General features: G+C 49.8%; 15 protein-coding genes. 13 read left to right on the top strand and 2 right to left on the bottom strand.

Translation table 11 applies throughout. The features are described 5' to 3' along the window. Window positions 1–107: 107 nt before the first annotated feature. From AC07NP_RS14450 to yrbL, 12 genes are all read left to right on the top strand, one after another. The gene (locus AC07NP_RS14450) at window positions 108–1085 is read left to right on the top strand and encodes a calcium/sodium antiporter (protein ID WP_203359835.1); all 978 of its coding nucleotides are present in this window, start codon (window positions 108–110) and stop codon (window positions 1083–1085) included. A gap of 13 nt (window positions 1086–1098) precedes the next feature. Continuing rightward, window positions 1099–2085 (top strand): arabinose-5-phosphate isomerase KdsD, encoded by a 987-nt coding sequence (kdsD, locus tag AC07NP_RS14445; protein WP_203359834.1) that lies wholly within the window; start codon window positions 1099–1101, stop codon window positions 2083–2085. Window positions 2086–2104: 19 nt separating this feature from the next. Further along, the gene (gene kdsC, locus AC07NP_RS14440) at window positions 2105–2671 is read left to right on the top strand and encodes a 3-deoxy-manno-octulosonate-8-phosphatase KdsC (RefSeq protein WP_192613631.1); all 567 of its coding nucleotides are present in this window, start codon (window positions 2105–2107) and stop codon (window positions 2669–2671) included. Next, entirely contained in the window at window positions 2668–3243 is a 576-nt protein-coding gene (lptC, locus tag AC07NP_RS14435) for an LPS export ABC transporter periplasmic protein LptC (RefSeq protein ID WP_203359833.1), read from the top strand. Before kdsC ends, lptC begins: the two co-directional genes overlap by 4 nt. After that, window positions 3212–3766 carry a lipopolysaccharide ABC transporter substrate-binding protein LptA gene (gene lptA / locus AC07NP_RS14430; protein ID WP_203359832.1) on the top strand — a complete coding sequence of 185 codons (555 nt, stop codon included), beginning with the start codon at window positions 3212–3214 and terminating at the stop codon, window positions 3764–3766. Before lptC ends, lptA begins: the two co-directional genes overlap by 32 nt. Before the next feature lie 6 nt (window positions 3767–3772). Further along, the gene (lptB, locus tag AC07NP_RS14425; RefSeq protein ID WP_203359831.1) at window positions 3773–4498 is read left to right on the top strand and encodes an LPS export ABC transporter ATP-binding protein; all 726 of its coding nucleotides are present in this window, start codon (window positions 3773–3775) and stop codon (window positions 4496–4498) included. Window positions 4499–4545: 47 nt separating this feature from the next. Further along, entirely contained in the window at window positions 4546–5979 is a 1434-nt protein-coding gene (gene rpoN, locus AC07NP_RS14420; protein WP_301702413.1) for an RNA polymerase factor sigma-54, read from the top strand. A gap of 22 nt (window positions 5980–6001) precedes the next feature. Beyond that, on the top strand, window positions 6002–6289 hold the full coding sequence (hpf, locus tag AC07NP_RS14415; protein ID WP_192613636.1) for a ribosome hibernation promoting factor: 288 nt from the start codon (window positions 6002–6004) through the stop codon (window positions 6287–6289). Window positions 6290–6407: 118 nt separating this feature from the next. After that, window positions 6408–6899 (top strand): PTS IIA-like nitrogen regulatory protein PtsN, encoded by a 492-nt coding sequence (gene ptsN / locus AC07NP_RS14410; RefSeq protein WP_162379339.1) that lies wholly within the window; start codon window positions 6408–6410, stop codon window positions 6897–6899. Window positions 6900–6944: 45 nt separating this feature from the next. Continuing rightward, window positions 6945–7799 (top strand): RNase adapter RapZ, encoded by an 855-nt coding sequence (gene rapZ / locus AC07NP_RS14405; RefSeq protein WP_162379338.1) that lies wholly within the window; start codon window positions 6945–6947, stop codon window positions 7797–7799. After that, complete coding sequence (npr, locus tag AC07NP_RS14400; protein WP_012135339.1) at window positions 7796–8068, top strand: PTS phosphocarrier protein NPr; 273 nt, start codon at window positions 7796–7798, stop codon at window positions 8066–8068. Before rapZ ends, npr begins: the two co-directional genes overlap by 4 nt. 308 nt (window positions 8069–8376) lie before the next feature. Beyond that, window positions 8377–9009, top strand: coding sequence for a PhoP regulatory network protein YrbL (gene yrbL, locus AC07NP_RS14395; RefSeq protein ID WP_203359829.1), 633 nt, complete (start codon window positions 8377–8379; stop codon window positions 9007–9009). Window positions 9010–9117: 108 nt separating this feature from the next. Here the strand turns inward: yrbL and AC07NP_RS14390 are convergent, their stop codons facing one another. Continuing rightward, window positions 9118–9996 (bottom strand): hypothetical protein, encoded by an 879-nt coding sequence (locus AC07NP_RS14390; protein ID WP_494660887.1) that lies wholly within the window; start codon window positions 9994–9996, stop codon window positions 9118–9120. A 66-nt stretch (window positions 9997–10062) separates the two neighbouring features. Then, a complete protein-coding gene (gene pgtP, locus AC07NP_RS14385) occupies window positions 10063–11451 on the bottom strand; it encodes a phosphoglycerate transporter PgtP (RefSeq protein ID WP_494660886.1) in 1389 nt (462 codons plus the stop codon). Window positions 11452–11917: 466 nt separating this feature from the next. Here pgtP and AC07NP_RS14380 point away from each other — a divergent pair, with 466 nt between their 5' ends. Continuing rightward, window positions 11918–12112: a hypothetical protein gene (locus AC07NP_RS14380; RefSeq protein ID WP_494660885.1), complete on the top strand. Its 195-nt coding sequence runs from the start codon at window positions 11918–11920 to the stop codon at window positions 12110–12112. The last annotated feature ends 60 nt before the right edge of the window (window positions 12113–12172 follow it).

Below are 12172 nucleotides of genomic sequence, written 5' to 3'. Positions count from 1 at the left end.
CATTTGTTTTACTTTTTAGCCGCATAAAGTCAAAATTAAGGACTCGTTACGGCCTCCGGGCAATCTCTCCCGTGGACCGGCGAGTATACCTGAAGAAAGGACTTTAGATGCTTTTAGCAACGGCGCTGTTAATTATTGGTTTACTTCTGGTCGTCTACAGTGCCGATCGCCTGGTGTTTGCCGCGTCCATTCTATGTCGAATGTTGGGTGTCCCTCCGCTCGTCATCGGGATGACGGTGGTCAGTATCGGGACCTCGTTACCGGAAATTATCGTGTCGGTTGCCGCATCGCTGCATGGACAACTCGATCTCGCTGTCGGTACGGCAATGGGTTCAAATATTACCAATATTCTGTTGATCTTAGGCCTGGCCGCGTTATTTCACCCTTTTACCGTGCATTCTGATGTTCTGCGTCGTGAATTGCCATTAATGTTATTCGTCAGCGTTCTGGCAGGTTATGTCCTGCACGATGGGCAACTCAGTCGCAGTGATGGGATCTTTCTCCTACTTCTGGCTGTGCTATGGCTGCTATTCATTGTTAAAATCGCCCGTCTGGCCGACAGTCAGGGTAATGACAGCCTTACCCGCGAACAGGTTGCAGAACTACCGCGCGAAGGCGGATTGCCCGTTGCATTTTTGTGGCTCGGCATCGCCCTGATTATTATGCCGATGGCAACCCGTATGGTGGTTGATAACGCGACTGTACTGGCCAATTATTTTGCCATGAGCGAGCTGACTATCGGGTTAACGGTGGTGGCCATCGGCACCAGCTTGCCTGAGCTGGCGACCGCTATCGCGGGTGTGCGTAAAGGGGAAAACGATATTGCCGTCGGCAACATCATCGGCGCTAATATTTTTAATATCGTGATCGTTTTGGGGTTACCGGCGCTGATAGCACCGGGTGGCGTTAACCTTTTAGCCTTTGGGCGTGACTACGGCGTCATGCTGCTGGTCAGCATTATTTTTGCATTACTCTGCTGGCATCGTTCGCGCCGAATTGGTCGGGGCGCGGGCGTATTGTTGACTGGCGGTTTTATCATATGGCTGGCGATGCTGTACTGGATATCGCCACTTCTCGTTGGGTAACTGGAAACGGATTATGTCTCACTTAGAGTTGCAACCGGGTTTTGACTTTCAGCTAGCAGGCAAAGAAGTCCTGGAAATTGAACGTGAAGGCCTGGCCGAGTTAGGCCAGTACATCAACCAGAATTTCACCCTTGCGTGTGAAAAAATGTTCTGGTGCTCGGGCAAAGTCGTCGTGATGGGAATGGGGAAATCAGGACACATTGGGCGCAAAATGGCGGCAACGTTTGCCAGTACCGGTACGCCGTCATTTTTTGTTCATCCTGGTGAAGCAGCCCACGGCGATCTCGGCATGGTGTCACCGCAGGATGTGGTTATTGCCATTTCAAACTCCGGCGAATCGAGTGAAATCACAGCGTTGATTCCCGTACTCAAGCGCCTGCATGTCCCGCTCATCTGTATTACCAGCCGACCAGAAAGCAGCATGGCGCGTGCCGCAGATGTGCATCTGTGTGTTAAAGTGCCCCGGGAAGCCTGCCCTCTGGGTCTGGCACCAACCAGCAGCACCACCGCCACATTGGTGATGGGGGACGCGCTAGCCGTCGCCTTATTAAAAGCCCGTGGATTCACCGCAGAAGACTTCGCGCTATCCCATCCGGGCGGGGCACTTGGACGTAAACTTTTGCTACGCGTTAACGATATCATGCATACGGGTGACGAAATCCCGCATGTGAAAAAGGACGCCAGCCTGCGTGATGCGCTGTTGGAAATCACGCGTAAGAATCTTGGGATGACCGTCATTTGCGATGACGATATGAAGATTAACGGTATCTTCACGGATGGTGATTTACGCCGCGTCTTTGATATGGGCGGTGATGTTCGCCAGTTAGGGATTGCCGATGTTATGACGCCTGGGGGCATTCGCGTACGTCCAGGCATTCTCGCCGTTGATGCTCTGAATTTGATGCAATCCCGCCATATTACCTCGGTGTTGGTTGCCGATGGCGACCAGTTACTCGGTGTGTTACATATGCATGATCTCCTGCGTGCAGGCGTAGTGTAGAAACTCAAGGATAATAAAAATGAGTACAGCAGGTGCGTCGCTTGCGACCTGTTATGGACCCGTCAGCACTCAGGTTATCGCCAGGGCGGAAAACATCCGTCTTCTCATCCTCGATGTGGATGGCGTACTGTCTGACGGTCTGATTTATATGGGCAATAACGGTGAAGAGCTGAAGGCCTTCAACGTCCGTGATGGCTACGGTATTCGTTGCGCACTCACTTCCGGTATTGAGGTTGCCATTATTACCGGACGAAAAGCTAAACTTGTAGAAGATCGCTGTGCCACACTTGGGATCACGCATCTTTATCAGGGTCAGTCAGACAAGCTGGTCGCGTTTGCCGATCTGCTGAATAAACTGGGCGTGGCGCCAGAAAACGTCGCCTACGTCGGTGATGATCTGATCGACTGGCCGGTGATGGAAAAAGTGGGACTGAGCGTTGCTGTGGCGGACGCTCACCCATTGTTGATTCCACGTGCCGATTACGTGACGCGTATTGACGGAGGTCGCGGCGCCGTGCGGGAGGTTTGCGATTTATTATTATTGGCACAAGGCAAACTGGATGAGGCCAAAGGGCAATCGATATGAGTAAAACCAGACGTTGGGTTATCATTGTGCTGTCGTTGGCCATTCTGGTGCTTATCGGTATCAATCTGGCCGATAAAGACGATGCGCCCCAAGTTGTCGTGAATAACAGCGACCCAACTTATAAAAGTGAGCATACGGATAGCGTCGTATACAGTCCTGAGGGGGCGCTGAACTATCGCCTCATTGCTCAACATGTTGAATACTATTCAGATCAGGCGGTTTCGTGGTTTACCCGCCCGGTGTTAACTACCTTTGATAAGGATAAAGTCCCGACCTGGTCGATTAAGGCCGACAAAGCCAAATTGACCGATGACCGGATGCTGTATCTCTACGGCCACGTTGAAGTCAACGCGTTGGTGCCTGACTCTCAACTACGCAGAATTACGACCGATAACGCGAAGATCAATCTGGTAACGCAGGATGTTACCTCTGACGATCTCGTGACGTTATACGGAACAACATTTAACTCCAGCGGACTGAAAATGCGCGGCAACTTACGCAGCAAGAACGCCGAGCTGATTGAAAAGGTTAGAACCTCCTATGAAATTCCAAAAAAACAAACTCAGCCTTAATCTTGTGCTTGCCAGCTCACTTCTGGCCGCCAGCATTCCTGCGTTCGCCGTCACGGGCGATACCGAGCAGCCGATTCATATTGAATCGGACCAGCAGTCCCTGGACATGCAGGGCAATGTCGTCACCTTCACCGGTAACGTCATTGTCACCCAGGGCACCATCAAAATTAATGCTGATAAAGTGGTCGTTACCCGTCCGGGCGGTGAAGATGGCAAAGAGGTGATTGATGGCTTCGGCAACCCTGCCACCTTCTATCAGATGCAGGACAACGGTAAGCCGGTAAAAGGCCGCGCCTCGAAAATGCATTATGAGCTGGCAAAAGATTTCGTCATCCTCACCGGAAACGCCTACCTGGAACAGCTCGACAGCAACATTACCGGCGACAAAATCACCTATCTGGTGAAAGAGCAAAAAATGCAGGCCTTTAGTGAAAAAGGCAAACGTGTGACCACGGTTCTGGTTCCGTCGCAACTGCAAGACAAAAACAAAGGCCAGGCCCCGGCACAGAAGAAGGGTAACTAATTCGTTATGGCAACATTAACTGCAAAGAATCTTGCAAAGGCCTATAAGGGCCGCCGGGTGGTGGAAGATGTCAGTCTTACCGTCAACTCCGGGGAGATCGTGGGTCTTCTCGGCCCGAACGGCGCGGGTAAAACCACGACCTTTTATATGGTTGTGGGCATCGTGTCGCGCGATGCAGGCAACATCATTATTGATGACGAAGATATCAGCCTGCTGCCGCTGCATGCGCGTGCGCGCCGCGGCATTGGCTATCTGCCGCAGGAAGCCTCCATTTTCCGTCGCCTGAGCGTATTTGATAACCTGATGGCGGTGTTGCAAATCCGTGACGATCTGTCGAACGAACAGCGCGAAGACAGAGCCAATGAGCTGATGGAAGAATTTCACATCGAGCACCTGCGTGACAACCTGGGGCAGTCGCTCTCCGGTGGTGAACGCCGTCGTGTGGAAATCGCCCGTGCGCTGGCGGCAAACCCTAAATTTATCCTGCTGGATGAACCTTTTGCGGGTGTTGACCCCATTTCCGTTATCGATATTAAACGCATCATTGAGCATCTGCGCGACAGCGGACTCGGCGTATTGATCACCGACCATAACGTCCGTGAAACGCTGGCGGTCTGTGAACGCGCGTATATCGTGAGTCAGGGACACCTCATCGCGCACGGTACACCGACTGAAATCCTGCAAGACGATCACGTTAAACGTGTATACCTTGGGGAAGACTTCAGACTCTGATAGGGTAGAAGATTGCGACGTCATAGCGGGAGAAAATCACTCTGAACATGAAGCAAGGTTTGCAACTCAGGCTCAGCCAACAACTGGCCATGACGCCTCAACTACAACAGGCTATCCGTCTGTTGCAGTTGTCCACGCTGGAACTTCAGCAAGAACTTCAGCAAGCGCTGGAAAGTAATCCACTGCTCGAGCAAACCGATCTTCACGAAGAAATCGACACCCAGGAAACTCAGGACAGCGAAACCCTGGACACCGCAGACGCACTCGAACAAAAAGAGATGCCGGAAGAGCTGCCGCTTGATGCCAGTTGGGATGAAATCTACACCGCAGGAACGCCGTCCGGCACCAGCGGCGACTATATCGACGATGAGCTGCCGGTCTATCAGGGTGAAACCACGCAGTCGCTACAGGATTACCTGATGTGGCAGGTGGAACTTACGCCGTTCTCGGACACTGACCGGGCGATCGCTACGTCGATCGTCGATGCGGTAGACGAAACCGGCTATCTCACCGTCTCGCTGGATGACATCCTCGAGAGCATGGGTGACGAAGAGATCGACCTTGATGAAGTTGAAGCCGTGCTTAAACGCATTCAGCGTTTTGATCCTGTCGGAGTGGCAGCAAAAGATCTTCGCGACTGTTTGCTGATCCAACTCTCGCAATTCGACACCGCGACGCCCTGGCTGCAAGAGGCTCGCCTGATCATCAGCGATCACCTTGATCTGCTGGCCAATCACGATTTTCGTTCATTGATGCGCGTCACTCGCCTGAAGGAAGAGGTGCTCAAAGAAGCGGTCAATCTTATTCAGTCGCTCGATCCCAGACCCGGACAGTCGATCCAGACAGGCGAGCCTGAATACGTGATCCCTGATGTGCTGGTCCGTAAACATAACGATCACTGGACGGTGGAACTGAACAGCGACAGCATCCCTCGTTTGCAGATCAATCAGCACTATGCCGCCATGTGCAATGGCGCGCGTAACGATGCTGACAGCCAGTTTATCCGTAGCAATCTTCAGGATGCGAAGTGGTTGATCAAAAGTCTGGAAAGCCGTAACGATACATTGCTGCGCGTCAGCCGCTGTATCGTTGAGCAGCAACAAGCCTTTTTTGAGCAGGGCGAAGAGTTTATGAAACCGATGGTGCTGGCGGATATCGCCCAGGCCGTCGAAATGCATGAGTCGACAATTTCCCGTGTGACCACGCAGAAGTATCTGCACAGCCCGCGTGGAATTTTTGAACTGAAATATTTCTTTTCCAGCCACGTCAATACCGAAGGCGGCGGCGAAGCCTCGTCCACGGCAATACGGGCGCTGGTGAAGAAGTTAATTGCTGCGGAAAACCCCGCGAAACCACTGAGCGACAGCAAGTTAACCTCTATGCTGTCAGAACAAGGTATCATGGTGGCGCGCCGTACCGTTGCGAAGTACCGAGAGTCTTTATCCATTCCGCCGTCTAACCAGCGCAAACAACTGGTTTGACCCAACCGATAAGGAAGACACTATGCAGCTCAACATCACTGGAAATAACGTCGAAATTACTGAAGCTTTGCGCGAGTTTATTTCAGGCAAGTTCGCTAAGCTTGAACAGTATTTTGACCGGATAAATCAGGTCTACATTGTGTTGAAAGTGGAGAAAGTGACCCACACCTCGGATGCGACACTACATGTGAACGGCGGCGAGATTCATGCCAGTGCCGAAGGTCAGGATATGTATGCCGCTATTGACGGATTGATTGATAAACTGGCCCGGCAATTAACGAAACATAAAGACAAACTGAAACAACACTAATTGTCCGGGCAGTTAACGGGTGCAGGACGGCCTGTTGTGAAGCACAACAGGCCATTTGTACAGTTAGCGCTCCGAATCTGACCCGTTAGTTGGATGGGGCAGGTTCTTAGGTGAAATTATGATAAATAACGATTCGACTCTACAACTGAGCAGTGTACTTAACCAGGAATGTACGCGCAGTGGTGTCCACTGCCAAAGTAAAAAACGCGCGCTGGAAATCATCAGCGAACTGGCGGCAAAACAGCTAAGCCTACCCTCTCAGGTGGTTTTTGAAGCCATTCTGACGCGTGAAAAAATGGGCAGTACAGGGATTGGTAATGGCATTGCAATCCCACACGGGAAGCTGGAAGAAGATACGTTACGCGCTGTCGGCGTGTTCGTACAACTCGAAACGCCTATTGCTTTCGACGCCATAGATAATCAGCCTGTCGATCTGCTTTTCGCCCTGCTTGTTCCCGCCGACCAAACCAAAACGCATTTGCATACGCTGTCTTTGGTGGCGAAACGTCTGGCGGATAAAACCATCTGCCGCCGCCTGCGTTCAGCCCAAAGTGACGAAGAACTCTATAAAATCATCACTGACACCGAAGGTGAACAGGATGAAGCATAACAACCCAATGGCATCTCTTTATGTCGTTGTGAGGAGAAACGGTACATGGTACTGATGATCGTCAGCGGTCGTTCAGGGTCAGGTAAGTCTGTCGCCCTGCGTGCGCTGGAAGATATGGGTTTTTACTGCGTGGATAACCTTCCCGTAGTGCTGTTGCCCGATCTGGCCCGAACACTGGCCGATCGCCAGATTTCTGCGGCCGTCAGCATCGATGTGCGCAACATGCCGGAATCGCCGGAGATTTTCGAGCAGGCAATGAACAACCTGCCGGATGCCTTCTCCCCTCAGTTGTTGTTTCTCGATGCCGATCGCAACACGCTAATTCGCCGTTACAGCGACACGCGCCGCCTGCACCCGCTGTCCAGCAAGAATCTGTCACTGGAAAGCGCCATTGATGAAGAGAGTGATTTGCTGGAACCCTTACGTTCCCGTGCAGATCTGATTGTTGATACGTCCGAAATGTCGGTGCATGAACTGGCAGAGATGTTACGAACTCGTCTGCTGGGTAAACGTGAACGCGAACTGACGATGGTCTTCGAGTCTTTCGGCTTCAAGCACGGTATTCCGATTGATGCGGATTATGTGTTTGACGTACGTTTCCTGCCTAACCCGCACTGGGACCCGAAACTGCGCCCAATGACGGGCCTGGATAAACCGGTTGCCGCATTCCTCGACCGGCACACAGAAGTACACAATTTTATTTATCAGACTCGCAGCTATCTTGAGCTATGGTTACCGATGCTGGAGACAAACAACCGCAGCTACCTCACCGTAGCCATTGGTTGTACTGGCGGGAAACACCGTTCGGTGTATATTGCAGAGCAGCTGGCAGACTACTTCCGTTCTCGCGGCAAGAACGTGCAGTCACGCCATCGTACGCTGGAAAAACGCAAAACATGACCGTGAAGCAGACTGTTGAAGTCACGAATAAGCTGGGTATGCATGCCCGGCCAGCAATGAAACTCTTTGAATTAATGCAGGGTTTTGAAGCTGAAGTATTATTACGCAATGATGAAGGGACTGAGGCTGAGGCAAACAGCGTGATTGCACTCCTGATGCTGGACTCAGCGAAAGGACGCCAGATCGAAATCGAAGCCACCGGCCCCCAGGAAGTAGAAGCGCTGGCGGCAGTCATCGCGCTGTTCAATTCAGGATTCGACGAAGACTAACCAGGCGTTCCTCTGCAATAGCGTCATATCTCCCGAAAAACACCGTCCCGCCCGGTATGTATAAGCTTACCGGGCTGGACTGCCTGTATACACACGGATACGGTTCGCCCCCTTCGGCAAACCTGCGATGTTCATCTCCTTCGTAGTGCCCTCCCCTATTTACTGTTACATTCAGACATTATTTGTACATTTAGTGCTCTTTTTTGCCCTATAACAATATTAAGAAAACCTTAAGACTGATCGTTTAGGATTCATTTAAGTTGGAAGGTCATACTGGATTTATGTCAGCAAACATTTCCAGAGATCTCATGATACGTTTATCCCAACAGATCCCACTGGGCACCGGAAGACATCGTAAATGTTATGCGCATCCGGATGATGCCCAGCGTTGTATTAAAGTCGTCTACCACAATGGGGATGGCGGCGATAAAGAAACCCGACGCGAGCTGAAATACTACGCGCACCTGTCACGCCACCTGAAAGACTGGAGCGGTATTCCGCGCTATTACGGTACGGTGGAAACCGATTGTGGCACAGGTTACGTCTACGATGTCATCGCCGACTTTGACGGCAAACCATCCGTCACGTTGACGGAGTTTGCTGCCCAGTGCCGCTATGAAGAAGACGCCGTTGTCTTGCGTCAACTCCTGAAAAAACTCAAACGCTATTTGCGTGACAACCGTATTGTCACCATGACCCTGAAGCCGCAGAATATTCTGTGTCATCGCATCAGCGAATCAGAGGTGATCCCGGTGATTTGCGACAATATCGGAGAGAGTACGTTTATCCCACTGGCGACCTGGTCGAAGTGGTTCTGTGAGCGTAAACAAGAAAGATTGTGGGAGCGGTTTATCGCCCAACCCGCACTCGCGGTAGCGCTGAAGAAAGACGTGCCGTCGAAAGACAGAAACACGCTGGCCCTGTCTTCCCGCGAAGCGTAACTCAACCAAACGCGGGTTAAGCTATGTTCGAACTTGAAGGTTTACGGACTAACCTTATCGGCATTGGTTTGCCATAATATCGGCAAACCAATGCACTATCTCAATCCATCACTTCATTGCGTCTACGGACTTCACTAACTTTTGCGGTTTTAGCAACTCCGCGGGAATACTGGGTATTTTACTTACGATCACTTCTTTGCTGTTGCGTGTGATGCCATAAATAATCCGCTCTGGTGAGCTACGATCCCAGGCCCAGGCCTGCCCTTCAAATGGCACGTTGATGGTAGTCACGTACTCCAGTATTGAACCAGTTTCCGGCAGCCGCAAAACATAGAGTTCTTTGGCGTCGTGACCCGTAACGTATAACAGGCCGTCAGGACCCCAACCGCCGCCGGAGCTACTTTTCGGCGCCATTTTTTCCAAAACGTTCGATGGAAAAGCCCAACTCTCCAGTACGCGACCTTCGTTATCAAATTTGACCAGCGCCGTATAGTTATGATCTTTCCCAGCCTCGGTTCCTTTTTCGTCATAGTTGGCGAATCCGGCCCACCAGTAACCGCGATAAGGAAAAACCCAGGTTACTGAACCGTAGTTGAATCCCATAAAACCAAAGCTGTGATTGCCAACGTGAGACATATCGTTGGTACTAAACATTTCCATTGAGCTTAACACCGGCCTGCTGGAATAGTTGGAGTGCGAACAATATAAAACGTTGTCTTGCGCGTAACAGGAGTTGAAGTGTTTGATATTATCGCCTTCCTTCCCATGCCATACAGAAAGGGGGTTGCTACCGCCCTTTTTCGGGTACTTGGCAATAGTTTTGTCATCAATGGCGTAAATATAGCTGGCATCGACTGCAACGCCCTGACGTGCCTCCTCAATGGGAAAACGTGATAACTCTGTCGCATTCAACGCATGATCTTCCGCTGATGCGAAAGATGCGGATAGCAGGGCCAACGAAAAAAGACCGATCTTCTTCAACATCATTATTCCCTCTTGAATAAGGATAAAAGAAATAGCGAGGTTTACATATTGAGCAAACCTCATTAAGAGTTAGTTTCTCTCGGGCTGAAGATCCTTAAGGTCAGTGCGTTCACCTTCATTCTGCCGCTGACGTTCCAGCTCCAGAGCGCCGAAGTGCGTTAGAACGCAAAAAATGATGCAAAATATGACGCCGACAAGCAGTAGGTAAAAACCCCCATCCCAACCTACGTGATCAACCATGACGCCAAACAGACTCGTTCCCAACGATGCGCCAAGGATATAACTCATAAAACCACGCAAGCCGACGGCGGAACCGACTGCGAAACCTGGAACAATCTCCATCGTCTGCACTGATGCCAGGAACTGTGGTACATAAATAAGACAACCGACACAGGCAGCGAAAATAGTAATACTCAGTAAAGAGTCACTCTTCCAGTAACCCAGCAGGCAGAAAAATATTAAAACCATGCTGATGATAGCTGGCGGCATACGACGACCACGGAACAGCTTATCGCTCAACCAACCCGCCAACAGCGTAGTAGGGATCGCTGCCCATTCAAAAATCAGAAATGCAGTACTCATTTCCGCTTTGGTGAAATGCTTAACGCTTAATAGGTAAATCGGTAACCAGCTGATAATACCGAAACGAACCATATAAACGAAAACATCGACAAAGGAAACAAACCAGGCATTTTTGTTTTTAAGCACGTAAGTACAAAAAATCTGCCATGAACTCATATCTTCTGGTGCGCGATCATCTTTTGCTTTGACGGTGACATCATCCGGAACAATAGTGCTCAAAGGTGGTAAACCTTCGCTAACTGGAGAGCCTTTCCCTGACATCAATACAACTGCCGACATCACAACAGCAACCACGGCGGGAACAACGTAAGTAGCGATTTTCCAGTGCTCTGTCCCTACCAGCGCGAAAGCACAACCGACAATGGGTGCAACAATACCACCACCGACGTTGTGAGAAATATTCCAGACCGCGCCGACAATACCGCGCTCTTTACGCGGGAACCAGTTAGCGATGGTGATAAACGATGGGCCGACCCCCATCCCCTGAAAGAAGCCATTCAGTATGACTAACCCAGCAAACATCCAGAAGGCAAAACTGAAACCGAGCGCTAAGTTAACCAACGCACAAAGTACCAACCCCACTGCCATATAAACTTTGGGATTTGCCTTATCCGCCAGACTACTCATAATACCTTTACTAATACCATAAGCTATCAGCATACAACTACTAAGTAGGCCGATTTGCGTGGCGGACAGATTCAATTCCTGTTTTAGATAGGGTGTGGAAAGTACGAAGTTATTTCTGACAATATAATAAGAGAGATAGCCGATAAATACGCTAAAAAGCGCCTGCATACGATAACGATTATAGGTATTTTTAATTTCGTTATCCGGCACTTTATGTGTGGCCACTTTTGGCTTTAATAAAGAGAGCATAGATCACCTTCCTATTTTCATAGGGTTAACATAGATAACACTTGCTTTATGTGAAAATACAAAATGCCGTTCGATAGAAATCACTTCAGAAACTCTCAGTTATTTTTCTGACTGCCAGCATTAATTTTCACATTTGACATTAACCGACCATAACCAAGTTCAATGGCCATGCTGATAATGAAGAAAGGCGGTGCAAAGTACAATATGCCAATAATGAGTCAAAAATAACTCAAAAAAGAAATCCACATATGCCAATTATTTCCCATAATGCGTTTACATACTGGATTATCACAACAGCTTAATCAATAATGTGCAATATAAGGTTCAATACAAAAAAATGAGTTCATTATCTATTATTTTATAATTTTGAGAGCAGTCACATATTTTACCTGTAGTCGTTGTCCGATAATAAAGCAGCCAGAAAACAAAAAAAAACATCATAAGCTTATCAGGGTTATACTCCGAAATGATTTACGTTTTACAAAGAGTGCTATTAGGTTGTTTCTTGTACGCCAGCGTCGCCTCCGCAGACGAACTGGTGATCGCCACAACGCTCTCATCGGAAGCGACGGAACATATTATCAATCAATGGCAAAAGCAGCCGCAGGCCGTCAAAATCCGCACATTGAACCGTACCAGTTCGTTGATCCTACCCACGTAATGTGGACACGGCCCTAAGCGAGGTTCTGGTTTTCAAACTGTTCCGGGCTGAGTCCGCCAC

Source organism: Citrobacter sp. GW821-FHT07H02 (assembly GCF_059418505.1).
The sequence above is the reverse complement of the archived record's forward strand: the minus strand, read 5'-3'. Positions and strand labels throughout refer to the sequence as shown.